General features: G+C 53.9%; 11 protein-coding genes, 1 tRNA gene and 3 rRNA genes. 11 read left to right on the top strand and 4 right to left on the bottom strand.

Going from position 1 to position 15,562, the window contains the following annotated elements; all coding sequences use genetic code 11:
• Window positions 1-7: 7 nt before the first annotated feature.
• From rbsA to rbsR, 5 genes are all read left to right on the top strand, one after another.
• Window positions 8-1,513, top strand: coding sequence for a ribose ABC transporter ATP-binding protein RbsA (gene rbsA / locus L3069_RS22520; protein WP_022649867.1), 1,506 nt, complete (start codon window positions 8-10; stop codon window positions 1,511-1,513).
• A gap of 4 nt (window positions 1,514-1,517) precedes the next feature.
• A complete protein-coding gene (gene rbsC, locus L3069_RS22515; RefSeq protein WP_022649866.1) occupies window positions 1,518-2,483 on the top strand; it encodes a ribose ABC transporter permease in 966 nt (321 codons plus the stop codon).
• Window positions 2,484-2,510: 27 nt separating this feature from the next.
• On the top strand, window positions 2,511-3,401 hold the full coding sequence (gene rbsB, locus L3069_RS22510; RefSeq protein ID WP_003862397.1) for a ribose ABC transporter substrate-binding protein RbsB: 891 nt from the start codon (window positions 2,511-2,513) through the stop codon (window positions 3,399-3,401).
• A gap of 108 nt (window positions 3,402-3,509) precedes the next feature.
• Entirely contained in the window at window positions 3,510-4,439 is a 930-nt protein-coding gene (gene rbsK, locus L3069_RS22505; RefSeq protein WP_003862399.1) for a ribokinase, read from the top strand.
• A gap of 3 nt (window positions 4,440-4,442) precedes the next feature.
• Complete coding sequence (gene rbsR, locus L3069_RS22500; protein ID WP_072202236.1) at window positions 4,443-5,435, top strand: ribose operon transcriptional repressor RbsR; 993 nt, start codon at window positions 4,443-4,445, stop codon at window positions 5,433-5,435.
• On the opposite strand, the gene mdtD is transcribed toward rbsR, so the two are convergent.
• Together mdtD and L3069_RS22490 are read right to left on the bottom strand one after the other, a co-directional pair.
• The gene (gene mdtD, locus L3069_RS22495; protein WP_038414968.1) at window positions 5,401-6,834 is read right to left on the bottom strand and encodes a multidrug transporter subunit MdtD; all 1,434 of its coding nucleotides are present in this window, start codon (window positions 6,832-6,834) and stop codon (window positions 5,401-5,403) included. The genes rbsR and mdtD overlap by 35 nt on opposite strands.
• Window positions 6,831-7,538: a FadR/GntR family transcriptional regulator gene (locus L3069_RS22490; protein ID WP_023298937.1), complete on the bottom strand. Its 708-nt coding sequence runs from the start codon at window positions 7,536-7,538 to the stop codon at window positions 6,831-6,833. The genes mdtD and L3069_RS22490 overlap by 4 nt, the downstream gene beginning before the upstream one ends.
• A gap of 455 nt (window positions 7,539-7,993) precedes the next feature.
• Between L3069_RS22490 and L3069_RS22485 the strand changes: the two genes are divergently transcribed.
• From L3069_RS22485 to rrf, 4 genes are all read left to right on the top strand, one after another.
• Window positions 7,994-9,535: ribosomal RNA gene (locus L3069_RS22485) — 16S ribosomal RNA — on the top strand.
• An 84-nt stretch (window positions 9,536-9,619) separates the two neighbouring features.
• Window positions 9,620-9,695 (top strand) — tRNA-Glu (locus tag L3069_RS22480).
• Window positions 9,696-9,877: 182 nt separating this feature from the next.
• Window positions 9,878-12,783 (top strand): 23S ribosomal RNA (locus L3069_RS22475).
• A 69-nt stretch (window positions 12,784-12,852) separates the two neighbouring features.
• Window positions 12,853-12,968 (top strand): 5S ribosomal RNA (gene rrf, locus L3069_RS22470).
• The 16S, 23S and 5S rRNA genes sit together here with 1 tRNA gene alongside, the layout of an rRNA operon.
• Window positions 12,969-13,067: 99 nt before the next feature.
• Here the strand turns inward: rrf and mobB are convergent.
• Together mobB and mobA are read right to left on the bottom strand one after the other, a co-directional pair.
• A complete protein-coding gene (mobB, locus tag L3069_RS22465; RefSeq protein WP_022649861.1) occupies window positions 13,068-13,571 on the bottom strand; it encodes a molybdopterin-guanine dinucleotide biosynthesis protein MobB in 504 nt (167 codons plus the stop codon).
• A complete protein-coding gene (mobA, locus tag L3069_RS22460; protein ID WP_022649860.1) occupies window positions 13,568-14,152 on the bottom strand; it encodes a molybdenum cofactor guanylyltransferase MobA in 585 nt (194 codons plus the stop codon). Before mobA ends, mobB begins: the two co-directional genes overlap by 4 nt.
• A 68-nt stretch (window positions 14,153-14,220) precedes the next feature.
• Here mobA and L3069_RS22455 point away from each other — a divergent pair, with 68 nt between their 5' ends.
• Complete coding sequence (locus L3069_RS22455) at window positions 14,221-14,490, top strand: YihD family protein (RefSeq protein ID WP_003861904.1); 270 nt, start codon at window positions 14,221-14,223, stop codon at window positions 14,488-14,490.
• Between the two features lie 75 nt (window positions 14,491-14,565).
• Complete coding sequence (locus L3069_RS22450; protein WP_038416959.1) at window positions 14,566-15,552, top strand: serine/threonine protein kinase; 987 nt, start codon at window positions 14,566-14,568, stop codon at window positions 15,550-15,552.
• Window positions 15,553-15,562: the final 10 nt, after the last annotated feature.

Genomic DNA, 15,562 nt, shown 5'->3' with positions numbered 1-15,562 from the left:
GGCCATCATGGACGCATTACTGCAACTCAAAGGGATCGATAAGTCGTTCCCGGGCGTTAAAGCCCTCTCTGGCGCGGCGCTGAACGTCTATTCCGGGCGCGTCATGGCGCTGGTGGGCGAAAACGGCGCGGGCAAATCCACCATGATGAAAGTGCTGACCGGTATCTATCAACGCGATGCCGGTTCGCTGCTGTGGCTGGGTAAAGAGACCACCTTCAACGGCCCGAAATCCTCTCAGGAAGCGGGCATTGGCATCATCCACCAGGAGCTGAACCTGATCCCGCAGCTCACCATTGCGGAGAACATCTTCCTCGGCCGTGAGTTCGTGAACCGGTTTGGCAAAATCGACTGGAAAACCATGTATGCCGAAGCGGACAAACTGCTGGCGAAGCTGAATCTGCGCTTTAAGAGCGACCGACTGGTGGGCGACCTTTCCATCGGCGATCAGCAGATGGTGGAGATCGCGAAGGTGCTGAGCTTCGAGTCGAAGGTCATCATTATGGATGAACCGACCGACGCCCTGACCGATACCGAAACCGAATCCCTGTTCCGCGTGATCCGTGAGTTGAAATCCCAGGGGCGCGGCATTGTCTATATCTCTCACCGCATGAAAGAAATTTTCGAGATCTGCGACGACGTCACCGTCTTCCGCGACGGGCAGTTCATTGCCGAGCGTGAAGTGGCCACGCTGACCGAAGATTCTCTGATTGAAATGATGGTGGGACGTAAGCTCGAAGACCAGTATCCGCGTCTGGACAAAGCGCCAGGAGAGATCCGCCTGAAGGTGGATAACCTCTGCGGGCCGGGCGTGGATGACGTCTCCTTTACCCTGCGCAAGGGCGAGATCCTTGGCGTCGCGGGCCTGATGGGCGCGGGACGTACCGAACTGATGAAAGTGCTCTATGGCGCACTGCCGCGCACCAGCGGCTACGTTACCCTTGACGGCCATGAGGTGGTCACCCGCTCGCCGCAGGATGGCCTGGCGAACGGCATTGTCTATATCTCCGAAGACCGTAAGCGTGACGGCTTAGTGCTGGGCATGTCGGTAAAAGAGAACATGTCCCTGACCGCGCTACGCTATTTCAGCCGCAGCGGCGGCAGCCTGAAACACAAAGATGAGCAGCAGGCGGTCAGCGATTTTATCCGTCTCTTTAACGTTAAAACCCCATCGATGGAGCAGGCGATTGGCCTGTTGTCCGGCGGTAATCAGCAGAAAGTGGCGATTGCCCGCGGGTTGATGACGCGCCCGAAAGTACTGATCCTCGATGAGCCAACTCGCGGCGTTGACGTGGGCGCGAAAAAAGAGATCTATCAGCTGATTAACCAGTTCAAGGCCGACGGTCTGAGCATCATTCTGGTCTCTTCCGAGATGCCAGAAGTATTAGGCATGAGCGATCGCATTATCGTCATGCATGAAGGGCATCTCGGTGGTGAATTCACTCGCGAGCAGGCCACCCAGGAAGTTCTGATGGCTGCCGCTGTGGGCAAGCTTAATCGCGTGAATCAGGAGTAAGAAGATGACTACCCAGGCTGTTTCTGGTCGCCGCTATTTCACAAAGGCATGGCTGATGGAACAAAAATCGCTGATTGCCCTGCTGGTGCTGATCGCGATTGTCTCGACCATGAGCCCGAACTTTTTTACCGTTAATAACCTGTTCAATATTCTTCAGCAGACCTCCGTCAACGCCATTATGGCGGTGGGGATGACGCTGGTGATTTTGACCTCGGGTATCGATCTGTCCGTCGGTTCCCTGCTGGCGCTCACCGGTGCGATTGCCGCGTCGATTGTCGGTATTGAGGTCAACGCGCTGGTAGCCGTTGCTGCTGCGCTGGCGGCAGGCGCGGCAATTGGCGCGGTAACCGGCGTGATTGTGGCAAAAGGCCGCGTACAGGCGTTTATTGCCACGCTGGTGATGATGCTGCTGCTGCGCGGCGTCACCATGGTGTACACCAACGGTAGCCCGGTGAATACCGGCTTTACCGAAAACGCCGATCTGTTTGGCTGGTTTGGTATCGGACGCCCTCTGGGTATCCCGACCCCGGTCTGGATCATGGCTATCGTCTTCCTGGCGGCATGGTACATGCTGCATCATACCCGTCTGGGTCGTTATATTTATGCGCTGGGCGGTAACGAATCGGCAACGCGTCTGTCCGGTATTAGCGTCAACAAAGTTAAAATTATCGTTTACTCCCTGTGCGGTCTGCTGGCATCTCTGGCGGGCATCATCGAAGTGGCGCGCCTCTCTTCCGCGCAGCCAACGGCGGGTACGGGCTATGAGCTGGATGCCATCGCGGCAGTGGTTCTGGGTGGTACGAGCCTTGCGGGCGGTAAAGGTCGCATTGTTGGGACATTGATCGGCGCACTGATCCTCGGTTTCCTGAATAATGGCTTGAATTTGTTAGGTGTTTCCTCCTATTACCAGATGATCGTTAAGGCAGTGGTGATTTTGCTGGCGGTACTGGTAGACAACAAAAAACAGTAACTGACGACACTACAGGACATCTTAGATATGAACATGAAAAAACTGGCTACCCTGGTTTCTGCTGTCGCGCTGAGCGCAACCGTAAGTGCTAACGCCATGGCGAAGGACACCATCGCGCTGGTTGTCTCTACCCTGAACAACCCGTTCTTCGTCTCCCTGAAGGATGGCGCGCAGAAAGAAGCAGACAAACTGGGTTACAACCTGGTGGTGCTGGATTCTCAGAACAACCCGGCGAAAGAGCTGGCTAACGTTCAGGACTTAACCGTTCGTGGTACCAAAATCCTGCTGATCAACCCAACCGATTCCGACGCGGTCGGTAACGCCGTGAAGATGGCAAACCAGGCGAAGATCCCGGTAATCACCCTGGACCGTCAGGCGACCAAAGGCGACGTTGTTAGCCATATTGCGTCTGATAACGTACTGGGCGGTAAAATCGCCGGTGACTACATCGCGAAGAAAGCAGGTGAAGGCGCGAAAGTGATCGAGTTGCAGGGTATCGCCGGGACTTCCGCGGCCCGTGAACGTGGTGAAGGTTTCCAGCAGGCTGTAGCGGCGCACAAATTTAACGTGCTGGCGAGCCAGCCGGCAGACTTCGACCGTACAAAGGGTCTGAACGTCATGCAGAACCTGCTGACCGCGCATCCTGATGTGCAGGCGGTATTCGCACAGAACGACGAAATGGCGCTCGGTGCGCTGCGTGCGCTCCAGACTGCGGGTAAATCAGATGTGATGGTTGTCGGATTTGACGGCACGCCGGATGGTGAAAAAGCAGTAAATGATGGCAAACTGGCTGCGACCATTGCTCAGCTGCCTGAGCAGATTGGCGCGACTGGCGTGCAAACTGCCGATAAAGTGCTGAAGGGCGAAAAAGTTCAGGCCAAATATCCTGTTGACCTGAAACTGGTCATTAAGCAGTAAAGGCGATTCAGGCAGTCGCTGGCTGCCTGAGGGACACCAAATAAAAGAAAAGTGTGGCATACGCCACCGGGTAATACCGGTGGCGCTCTCAGATGGACACCTCAATACATGAAAACCGCAGGCAACCTCGTCGTCCTTGGCAGTATCAATGCCGATCACATTCTTAACCTTGAAACGTTCCCCACTCCGGGCGAAACCGTCACCGGCAATCAGTATCAGGTCGCGTTCGGCGGTAAGGGTGCAAACCAGGCAGTTGCCGCCGGACGCAGCGGGGCAAATATCGCGTTTATCGCCTGTACGGGTGATGACGATACCGGCGAGCGCGTACGCAAACAGCTGGCAAGCGACAACATCGACATCGCACCCGTCAGCGTGGTTGCAGGGGAATCTACCGGCGTGGCGCTGATTTTCGTCAATGCGGAAGGTGAGAATGTCATCGGTATTCATGCGGGGGCTAATGCCGCGTTAACGACTGAACGCGTCGAAGCGCAGCGTGGAATCATCGCCGGAGCGGAAGCTCTGCTGATGCAGCTGGAGTCACCGGTTGAAAGCGTGCTGGCCGCTGCGAAAATTGCGCATGAAAATCATACGTCTGTCGTACTTAACCCGGCGCCTGCCCGTGTATTATCAGACGAGCTGCTGGCGCTGGTGGATATCATCACCCCGAACGAAACCGAAGCGGAAAAGCTGACGGGTATCCGTGTCGAAAATGATGACGATGCCGCGCGTGCCGCGCTTGCGCTGCATGATAAAGGCATCGGCACCGTGATCATCACCCTCGGCAGCCGTGGGGTGTGGGCTAGCGTCAATGGCGAAGGCCGTCGCGTACCGGGCTTTAAGGTCAAAGCCATTGATACCATCGCCGCAGGTGACACCTTCAACGGTGCGCTGGTAACGGCGCTGCTGGAAGGAAAAGCAATGGATGACGCGATTCGCTTCGCGCATGCCGCCGCCGCGATTGCGGTGACGCGTAAAGGCGCTCAGCCTTCTGTTCCATGGCGTAAAGAGATTGATGAATTCTTAAGTCAGCAGGGGTAACGCTTGGCCACAATGAAAGATGTCGCCCGTATGGCGGGCGTTTCTACCTCGACTGTCTCCCACGTTATCAATAAGGATCGCTTCGTCAGCGAGGCGATTCGGGAGAAAGTTGACGCTGCAATTAAAGAACTCAACTATGCGCCGTCTGCGCTGGCCCGCAGCCTGAAGCTTAACCAGACGCGCACCATCGGCATGCTGATCACCGCCAGTACCAACCCTTTTTATTCTGAACTGGTGCGCGGCGTGGAGCGCAGCTGCTTCGAGCGCGGCTACAGCCTGGTGCTGTGCAATACCGAAGGCGATGAGCAGCGCATGAACCGAAACCTGGAGACGCTGATGCAAAAACGCGTCGACGGGCTGCTGCTGCTCTGTACCGAAACGCATCAACCCTCGAAAGAGATCATTCAGCGCTACCCTTCTATTCCTACGGTCATGATGGACTGGGCGCCGTTCGATGGCACCAGCGATCTGATCCAGGATAACTCGCTGCTGGGTGGCGATATGGCGACTCAGCATTTGATCGACAAAGGTCATACCCGCATTGCCTGTATTACCGGCCCGCTGGATAAAACCCCGGCGCGCTTGCGTCTGGAAGGCTATCTTTCGGCCATGGAACGGGCGGGGCTTGCCATTCCTGATGGCTATCGCATCACCGGCGATTTCGAATTTAATGGTGGATTTGAAGCAATGCAGAAACTGCTGGCGCAAGAGCCGCGCCCGCAGGCGGTGTTTATCGGTAACGATGCGATGGCATTCGGAGCTTATCAGGCGCTGTATCAGGCGGGATTACGTGTTCCGGACGACATGGCGATCGTCGGTTACGATGATATCGAACTGGCGCGCTACATGACGCCCCCACTGACCACCATCCATCAGCCGAAGGATGAACTGGGCGAGCTGGCCATCGATGTGTTGATCCACCGCATGGCCCAGCCCACGCTGCAACAGCAACGTTTGCAGCTTACTCCTGTTCTGATGGAACGCGGTTCGGTTTAGCCTTCTCTTTGTGACGCTCTTTGATCAGGTTCCGGCCGTCTTTTGGTTTTAACAACATAAAGACCACCGCCGATACCACGGTAAGCGCGCCCATGGTGATAAAGGTATAGTGGAACTGCTCAACGGTATTTGTACCGTCAAACCCTTCATAAAACCGCAGTACCGCCGCGCTCACGGCAACCCCGAGGCTGATCGACAGCTGTTGAGTGACCGCCAGTACGCTGTTGCCGCTGCTGGCATTCTCGTCGGTGAGGTCCCCAAGGGTGATGGTGTTCATCGACGTAAACTGCGTCGACATGGCCATACCCAGCACAAACAGCGGCAGGATCAGCATCCAGATGGGTAACGCCGCAGATTGCAGGGAGAACTGCGCAATCATCAATCCAATAAAGATCGTCACGCCAACCAGCGTCTTACGATAGCCAAACCAGCGCAGCACCTGCGTGACCGTCGATTTTGCCAGAATTGAGCCCATCGCTGTGGGGGCCATCATGCAGCCAGCAATCAGGGCCGGATAGCCGAAACCGACCTGGAGCATCAGCGGCATCAGGAACGGTACGCAGCCCGTGCCCAGACGCGAGGCAATATTGCCCGCGATCCCGACGGAAAACGTTCGGGTGTTAAACAGAGATAAAGAGATAAGCGGTGTCGGATGGCGACGCGCATGACGGATATATAGAAGGAACAGCAGAATACCGCTAAGAATGATGGCCAGCGCCAGCCACGTCGCTACGATTTTCTCGCCAAACAGCTCCATCCCGCTGGAGAACAGGACCAGGCTCAGGCCAAACAGGAAGAAGCCGCCCATATCAAAGCTGCGTCGTGGTGTGGTGAAGTTCGGCATATATTTGCGGGCATAGATTAGCCCTGCCACACCAATCGGAATATTAATCAGGAAGATCCAGTGCCAGCTTGCCCAGGTCACCAGTACGCCGCCGAGAACCGGGCCAAGTATCGGGCCGACCAGCCCCGGCATAGTCACAAAGTTGAGCACCGGGAGCAGTTCGCTGCGCGGATAGGCGCGCAATAACGCCAGACGCGCGACGGGCATCATCATCGCGCCGCCTATCCCCTGTAGAACGCGGAAGATAACCAGTTCCGTCAGAGAGGTAGAGAGGGCGCAAGCCAGAGAACCGAGGGTGAACAGCGTCACCGCCAGCATAAACACTTTGCACGTGCCGAAACGATCGGCCAGCCAGCCGCTGACCGGAATGAGCATTGCCACCGTCAGGGTATAACTGATGATGGCGGATTGCATCGCCAGTGGGGAGCGGTTAAGGCTTTGGGCTATTGCGGGAAGGGCGGTATTGAGGATAGTGGCATCCAGTGCCTGCATAAAGAACGCCATGGCTGCAATCCACGGCAATCCGGCCATACTGCGTGCTTTTTTCTCTGTCATTTATTTACCTGCTGGTGGGTTGGCGCGGCCAGCAACGCCTGGCACGCACTCAGGGCTCGCTGCCCGTCGCTTTCCTGAATGGCATCGACTATCGCCTGATGCAGATCCAGCTTCACCACCTCATCCTGTGTGATAGAGGCAAAGTAAGTGTGGTACACAGAATGGAATAAAGAAGCAAAGGAGGTCAGGAAAGGATTTCCGCTCATATTATAGATATGTTCATGCCAGGCCATATCGACCTCTATCCAGCGCTCGCGGTTAAAGTGCTTTTTCAGATCCACCATCTCTTCCATAAAAGTATTGAGCTGCGCTTTTTGCTCTGCTGTGCCGAGCGTAGCGGCAAGCAGACAGGCCTGAGGCTCAAGACTGCTGCGCATGACCAGAAAGTGATCGACGACCTGATTAAAGTTATCTTCGGTCATCCACCAGGTGAGTAACTCCTGATCGAGAAAGTTCCAGTTCCCCTGAGGCATAACGCGGGTGCCAATGCGCGGGCGTGGAAGCACCATCCCTTTCGCCGTTAATGTTTTTACCGCTTCGCGAACGGCGGTACGGCTTACACCAAACTGATCCCCCAGCTCCATCTCGCTGGGCAGGATGCTACCTGGGGCATATTTACCCGCTAAGATCAGCTGAGCCAGCTTTTCTGCCAGCACATAGGACAGGTTTTTTTGAGCTGCCAGCTGTTGTGCGCTTAATGGCATCGCTTTTATTCCTTAAATATTGATGCGGCTAATTATGCCATCTCAGGGGTGATTGTGGTTGCAGATACATCAATTAGAACAATTTGTAGCTTGATCTCATCGCTTTTGGTGAAAAAAAACACGGTCAGAAACTTTTTTTAAATTACCTCTTGTCACTTCAGAAGAACTCCCTATAATGCGCCTCCACTGACACGGAACAACGGCACACACGCCGCCGGGTCAGCAGAGAAAAGCAAAATAAACGCTTGACTCTGAAGCGGGAAAGCGTAATATGCACACCCCGCGCCGCAGCGAAAACGTAGCGGCACTGCTCTTTAACAATTTATCAGACAATCTGTGTGGGCACTCAAAGTGACATGGATTCTTAATGTCCTCGGACACTAAATGAATACCAAGTCTCAACGAGTGAACACGTAATTCATTACGAAGTTTAATTCATTGAGCATCAAACTTTTAAATTGAAGAGTTTGATCATGGCTCAGATTGAACGCTGGCGGCAGGCCTAACACATGCAAGTCGAACGGTAACAGGAAGCAGCTTGCTGCTTCGCTGACGAGTGGCGGACGGGTGAGTAATGTCTGGGAAACTGCCTGATGGAGGGGGATAACTACTGGAAACGGTAGCTAATACCGCATAACGTCGCAAGACCAAAGAGGGGGACCTTCGGGCCTCTTGCCATCGGATGTGCCCAGATGGGATTAGCTAGTAGGTGGGGTAACGGCTCACCTAGGCGACGATCCCTAGCTGGTCTGAGAGGATGACCAGCCACACTGGAACTGAGACACGGTCCAGACTCCTACGGGAGGCAGCAGTGGGGAATATTGCACAATGGGCGCAAGCCTGATGCAGCCATGCCGCGTGTATGAAGAAGGCCTTCGGGTTGTAAAGTACTTTCAGCGGGGAGGAAGGCGACAGGGTTAATAACCCTGTCGATTGACGTTACCCGCAGAAGAAGCACCGGCTAACTCCGTGCCAGCAGCCGCGGTAATACGGAGGGTGCAAGCGTTAATCGGAATTACTGGGCGTAAAGCGCACGCAGGCGGTCTGTCAAGTCGGATGTGAAATCCCCGGGCTCAACCTGGGAACTGCATTCGAAACTGGCAGGCTAGAGTCTTGTAGAGGGGGGTAGAATTCCAGGTGTAGCGGTGAAATGCGTAGAGATCTGGAGGAATACCGGTGGCGAAGGCGGCCCCCTGGACAAAGACTGACGCTCAGGTGCGAAAGCGTGGGGAGCAAACAGGATTAGATACCCTGGTAGTCCACGCCGTAAACGATGTCGACTTGGAGGTTGTGCCCTTGAGGCGTGGCTTCCGGAGCTAACGCGTTAAGTCGACCGCCTGGGGAGTACGGCCGCAAGGTTAAAACTCAAATGAATTGACGGGGGCCCGCACAAGCGGTGGAGCATGTGGTTTAATTCGATGCAACGCGAAGAACCTTACCTACTCTTGACATCCAGAGAACTTAGCAGAGATGCTTTGGTGCCTTCGGGAACTCTGAGACAGGTGCTGCATGGCTGTCGTCAGCTCGTGTTGTGAAATGTTGGGTTAAGTCCCGCAACGAGCGCAACCCTTATCCTTTGTTGCCAGCGGTCCGGCCGGGAACTCAAAGGAGACTGCCAGTGATAAACTGGAGGAAGGTGGGGATGACGTCAAGTCATCATGGCCCTTACGAGTAGGGCTACACACGTGCTACAATGGCGCATACAAAGAGAAGCGACCTCGCGAGAGCAAGCGGACCTCATAAAGTGCGTCGTAGTCCGGATTGGAGTCTGCAACTCGACTCCATGAAGTCGGAATCGCTAGTAATCGTGGATCAGAATGCCACGGTGAATACGTTCCCGGGCCTTGTACACACCGCCCGTCACACCATGGGAGTGGGTTGCAAAAGAAGTAGGTAGCTTAACCTTCGGGAGGGCGCTTACCACTTTGTGATTCATGACTGGGGTGAAGTCGTAACAAGGTAACCGTAGGGGAACCTGCGGTTGGATCACCTCCTTACCTTAAAGAACCTGACTTTGTAGTGTCCACACAGATTGTCTGATGAAAAGTAAATAGCAAGGCGTCTTGCGATTGAGACTGTACGTCCCCTTCGTCTAGAGGCCCAGGACACCGCCCTTTCACGGCGGTAACAGGGGTTCGAATCCCCTAGGGGACGCCACTTGCTGGTTCGTGAGTGAAAGTCACCTGCCGTCATATCTCAAAACTGACTTGCGAGTCATGTTTGAGATATTTGCTCTTTAAAAATCTGGATCAAGCTGAAAATTGAAACGACACACAGCTCATGTGTGTTCGAGTCTCTCAAATTTTCGCAATCGGAAGTGAAACATCTTCGGGTTGTGAGGTTAAGCGACTAAGCGTACACGGTGGATGCCCTGGCAGTCAGAGGCGATGAAGGACGTGCTAATCTGCGAAAAGCGCCGGCGAGGTGATATGAACCTTTGACCCGGCGATGTCCGAATGGGGAAACCCAGTGCAATCCGTTGCACTATCGTTAACTGAATACATAGGTTAACGAGGCGAACCGGGGGAACTGAAACATCTAAGTACCCCGAGGAAAAGAAATCAACCGAGATTCCCCCAGTAGCGGCGAGCGAACGGGGAGCAGCCCGGAGTCTGAATCAGCTTGTGTGTTAGTGGAACGGTCTGGAAAGTCCGACGGTACAGGGTGATAGTCCCGTACACGAAAGCACACTTGCTGTGAACTCGAAGAGTAGGGCGGGACACGTGGTATCCTGTCTGAATATGGGGGGACCATCCTCCAAGGCTAAATACTCCTGACTGACCGATAGTGAACCAGTACCGTGAGGGAAAGGCGAAAAGAACCCCGGCGAGGGGAGTGAAAAAGAACCTGAAACCGTGTACGTACAAGCAGTGGGAGCCTCTTTATGGGGTGACTGCGTACCTTTTGTATAATGGGTCAGCGACTTATATTCTGTAGCAAGGTTAACCGTATAGGGGAGCCGAAGGGAAACCGAGTCTTAACTGGGCGTTAAGTTGCAGGGTATAGACCCGAAACCCGGTGATCTAGCCATGGGCAGGTTGAAGGTTGGGTAACACTAACTGGAGGACCGAACCGACTAATGTTGAAAAATTAGCGGATGACCTGTGGCTGGGGGTGAAAGGCCAATCAAACCGGGAGATAGCTGGTTCTCCCCGAAAGCTATTTAGGTAGCGCCTCGTGAACTCATCTTCGGGGGTAGAGCACTGTTTCGGCTAGGGGGCCATCCCGGCTTACCAACCCGATGCAAACTACGAATACCGAAGAATGTTATCACGGGAGACACACGGCGGGTGCTAACGTCCGTCGTGAAGAGGGAAACAACCCAGACCGCCAGCTAAGGTCCCAAAGTCATGGTTAAGTGGGAAACGATGTGGGAAGGCACAGACAGCCAGGATGTTGGCTTAGAAGCAGCCATCATTTAAAGAAAGCGTAATAGCTCACTGGTCGAGTCGGCCTGCGCGGAAGATGTAACGGGGCTAAACCATGCACCGAAGCTGCGGCAGCGACGCTTAGGCGTTGTTGGGTAGGGGAGCGTTCTGTAAGCCGTTGAAGGTGTCCTGTGAGGGGTGCTGGAGGTATCAGAAGTGCGAATGCTGACATAAGTAACGATAAAGCGGGTGAAAAGCCCGCTCGCCGGAAGACCAAGGGTTCCTGTCCAACGTTAATCGGGGCAGGGTGAGTCGACCCCTAAGGCGAGGCCGAAAGGCGTAGTCGATGGGAAACAGGTTAATATTCCTGTACTTGGTGTTACTGCGAAGGGGGGACGGAGAAGGCTATGTCAGCCGGGCGACGGTTGTCCCGGTTTAAGCATGTAGGCGGAGGTTCCAGGTAAATCCGGTACCTTATTAACGCTGAGGTGTGATGACGAGGCACTACGGTGCTGAAGTGATAAATGCCCTGCTTCCAGGAAAAGCCTCTAAGCATCAGGTAACACGAAATCGTACCCCAAACCGACACAGGTGGTCAGGTAGAGAATACCAAGGCGCTTGAGAGAACTCGGGTGAAGGAACTAGGCAAAATGGTGCCGTAACTTCGGGAGAAGGCACGCTGATATGTAGGTGAAGCCCCTGCGGGCGGAGCTGAAATCAGTCGAAGATACCAGCTGGCTGCAACTGTTTATTAAAAACACAGCACTGTGCAAACACGAAAGTGGACGTATACGGTGTGACGCCTGCCCGGTGCCGGAAGGTTAATTGATGGGGTTAGCGGCAACGCGAAGCTCTTGATCGAAGCCCCGGTAAACGGCGGCCGTAACTATAACGGTCCTAAGGTAGCGAAATTCCTTGTCGGGTAAGTTCCGACCTGCACGAATGGCGTAATGATGGCCAGGCTGTCTCCACCCGAGACTCAGTGAAATTGAACTCGCTGTGAAGATGCAGTGTACCCGCGGCAAGACGGAAAGACCCCGTGAACCTTTACTATAGCTTGACACTGAACACTGGTCCTTGATGTGTAGGATAGGTGGGAGGCTTTGAAGCGTGGACGCCAGTCTGCGTGGAGCCAACCTTGAAATACCACCCTTTAATGGCTGGTGTTCTAACGTAGACCCGTAATCCGGGTTGCGGACAGTGTCTGGTGGGTAGTTTGACTGGGGCGGTCTCCTCCCAAAGAGTAACGGAGGAGCACGAAGGTTGGCTAATCCTGGTCGGACATCAGGAGGTTAGTGCAATGGCATAAGCCAGCTTGACTGCGAGCGTGACGGCGCGAGCAGGTGCGAAAGCAGGTCATAGTGATCCGGTGGTTCTGAATGGAAGGGCCATCGCTCAACGGATAAAAGGTACTCCGGGGATAACAGGCTGATACCGCCCAAGAGTTCATATCGACGGCGGTGTTTGGCACCTCGATGTCGGCTCATCACATCCTGGGGCTGAAGTAGGTCCCAAGGGTATGGCTGTTCGCCATTTAAAGTGGTACGCGAGCTGGGTTTAGAACGTCGTGAGACAGTTCGGTCCCTATCTGCCGTGGGCGCTGGAGAATTGAGGGGGGCTGCTCCTAGTACGAGAGGACCGGAGTGGACGCATCACTGGTGTTCGGGTTGTCATGCCAATGGCACTGCCCGGTAGCTAAATGCGGAAGAGATAAGTGCTGAAAGCATCTAAGCACGAAACTTGCCCCGAGATGAGTTCTCCCTGAGACTTTAAGTCTCCTGAAGGAACGTTGAAGACGACGACGTTGATAGGTCGGGTGTGTAAGCGCAGCGATGCGTTGAGCTAACCGATACTAATGAACCGTGAGGCTTAACCTTACAACGCCGAAGCTGTTTTGGCGAAGAGACAGACACGATTTTCAGCCTGATACAGATTAACAGAATTTGCCTGGCGGCTTTAGCGCGGTGGTCCCACCTGACCCCATGCCGAACTCAGAAGTGAAACGCCGTAGCGCCGATGGTAGTGTGGGGTCTCCCCATGTGAGAGTAGGGAACTGCCAGGCATCAAACAAGTGAAGAGGCCATCCGCAAGGATGGCCTTTTTGCGTTTGTACGTCGAAAAACGATAGGCCGGGTCAGGCGAAGCCGTCACCCGGCAGCTTTCAGACTGCACACCACGCCAAAATAAACTCTGCAATCCCCTCCACATTATTCAAATCCAGAACCGGTACTTCCAGCGTCAACGCAGCGTCACTGGCCACAGCAATCACATGTTCATCCAGCGTTAACTCACTTACATCATGCCCGGCACCGTTTCTGAACAGCAGGATCTTCGCAACAGCCTCGTGCTTAAACCCCTCAACCAGCACCAGATCCAGCGTGGAATGATCCATCCGGCTGACAAGATAAGCGAGATCCAGCGGTGCTTCATCCGGAGTTTCTGTCATTAACGCCCAGCGCTGGTTACTCGCCACCATCGTTTGTGCAGCGCCAGCCTTACGCAGCTCATAGCTATCTTTCCCCGGCTTATCGACATCCATGTTATGGTGCGTGTGCTTAATCAATCCGGGACGAATACCTTTAGCGCAAAGTGCAGGTATCAGCTTTTTTAGCAGCGTAGTCTTCCCGGTGCCGCTCCAGGCAGAGATCGCTAATACGGGTATCATTTCTTCTCCTGCATCATCTGCAAATCTTCCGTCGTGTTTACATTCACAAACGCCGATTTCATGTCGCTGAAATCAACGGAATGCCCTCCTGACTGGCGCATAAATACCATGACGCGTCGCTCTCCTGCGGCCAGGTAATCTTCCAGCGCAGATATTAACGAGCGATTAATCAATGCGATCGTCGGATGGTCGCGTTCGCCGTCGTGTACCCAGACGACGGGAGCACCCTCGCACCGCTGCACCAGACGTTCAACCAGACAGGACGGGATGAAGGGCGTATCACATGAACAAAAGAGAAACCACTCTCCATGCGACTGCTGCATAACGGAAAGCATTCCCGCCAGCGGGCCGGGGTAGTCCACAAGCTTATCCTGATAAACCGGATATCCACTGCGCTGGTAAATATCAACATGTCGGTTAGCGCTGATCGCCATCGACGACACCTGATTTGCCAGGGTATCAGCAACATGCTGCCATAAGGGGGTGTTGTTCAGGAGCTGAAGACCTTTATCTTTTCCGCCCATTCGCGTTGCCCTGCCTCCGGCAAGAACGACCCCGATGATTTCCTGGCATTGATTCACGAATATCGCCTCTTTTATTGTGGGATTGACCCTGCTAACGTGTCTCTCTAAATGAAAGGAGCACTACCATGAAATGTAAACGTCTTAATGAAGTCATTGAGCTTCTCCAGCCGGCCTGGCAAAAAGAGCCAGAGCTGAATCTGATGCAATTTTTACAGAAACTGGCGAAAGAGTCAGGTTTTGATGGCGAACTGGCAGACCTTTCTGACGACATCCTGATCTACCACCTCAAAATGCGTGACTCGGCTAAAGATGCTGTTATTCCTGGTATTCAGAAAGATTATGAAGAGGATTTTAAAACCGCATTACTGCGCGCCCGAGGCGTAATTAAAGAGTAAAAGCTTGTAAGCGGAGCCACCGAAATCGCCACAAGATGATATCCTGAATCATTCGTATAATTTCCGGATGATCGGATGAACGACCAGGCTTTTACTTTCCAGACACTACACCCGGATACCATTATGGATGCGCTGTTCGAGCAGGGTATTCGGGTGGATTCCGGGTTAACCCCTTTAAACAGCTACGAAAACCGTGTCTACCAATTTCAGGACGAAGAGCGCCAGCGCTTTGTCGTAAAGTTTTACCGGCCACAGCGCTGGTCCGCAGAACAAATTCAGGAAGAGCATCAGTTTGCCCACGATCTGCTGGATGACGATGTTCCCGTTGCGGCACCGCTCAAATTTAATAACCAAACGCTGCTGACCCATCAGGGTTTTTACTACGCGGTATTTCCGAGCCTGGGCGGAAGACAGTTTGAGGCAGATAATATCGATCAGATGGAATGGGTTGCCCGTTATCTGGGGCGCATTCATCAGACGGGACGTAAAAAATCGTTTGTTGCCCGACCGACGATTGGTGTTCAGGAATATCTTATTGAGCCGCGAGAGGTATTCGAAACATCGGCGCTGATCCCAAAGGCGCTTAAGGATAATTTCCTCACGGCGACCGATAAGCTTATTGAGGCTGTAAAAGCCTGCTGGCGGGATGATATTACCGCTCTACGCCTGCACGGTGACTGCCACGCCGGGAATATTCTCTGGCGCGACGGCCCGCTATTTGTCGATCTTGATGACGCTCGTATGGGACCTGCGGTGCAGGATCTGTGGATGCTGCTCAACGGTGATAAAGCCGAGCAGCGCATGCAGCTTGAGACCATAATTGAAGCTTATGAAGAATTTAGCCCCTTTAATTCAGACGAAATTGCCCTGATAGAGCCTTTACGTGCGATGCGATTTGTTTATTATCTCGCGTGGTTAATCAGGCGTTGGGAAGACCCGGCTTTTCCCCGAAATTTCCCCTGGCTTACCGGGGAGGATTACTGGCGCAACCAGATATCCACATTTACCGAGCAGGTTAAGGTTCTACAGGAACCCCCTCTGCAATTAACGCCGATGTATTAATTGGACACAC

Origin of the sequence: Enterobacter cloacae complex sp. ECL411 (assembly GCF_021869665.1) — a bacterium.
Taxonomy (GTDB): domain Bacteria; phylum Pseudomonadota; class Gammaproteobacteria; order Enterobacterales; family Enterobacteriaceae; genus Enterobacter; species Enterobacter intestinihominis.
This window is presented reverse-complemented; position numbering and strand designations above follow the sequence as displayed.

What these genes read in the sequence shown, in the direction of transcription:
- mdtD (WP_038414968.1), bottom strand. Translation starts at nt 6,834, where the DNA reads ATGACAGAGAAAAAAGCACGCAGTATGGCCGGATTGCCGTGGATTGCA.
- L3069_RS22490 (WP_023298937.1), bottom strand. Translation starts at nt 7,538, where the DNA reads ATGCCATTAAGCGCACAACAGCTGGCAGCTCAAAAAAACCTGTCCTAT.
- mobB (WP_022649861.1), bottom strand. Translation starts at nt 13,571, where the DNA reads ATGATACCCGTATTAGCGATCTCTGCCTGGAGCGGCACCGGGAAGACT.
- rbsB (WP_003862397.1), top strand. Translation starts at nt 2,511, where the DNA reads ATGAACATGAAAAAACTGGCTACCCTGGTTTCTGCTGTCGCGCTGAGC.
- rbsA (WP_022649867.1), top strand. Translation starts at nt 8, where the DNA reads ATGGACGCATTACTGCAACTCAAAGGGATCGATAAGTCGTTCCCGGGC.
- rbsC (WP_022649866.1), top strand. Translation starts at nt 1,518, where the DNA reads ATGACTACCCAGGCTGTTTCTGGTCGCCGCTATTTCACAAAGGCATGG.
- rbsK (WP_003862399.1), top strand. Translation starts at nt 3,510, where the DNA reads ATGAAAACCGCAGGCAACCTCGTCGTCCTTGGCAGTATCAATGCCGAT.
- L3069_RS22450 (WP_038416959.1), top strand. Translation starts at nt 14,566, where the DNA reads ATGAACGACCAGGCTTTTACTTTCCAGACACTACACCCGGATACCATT.
- L3069_RS22455 (WP_003861904.1), top strand. Translation starts at nt 14,221, where the DNA reads ATGAAATGTAAACGTCTTAATGAAGTCATTGAGCTTCTCCAGCCGGCC.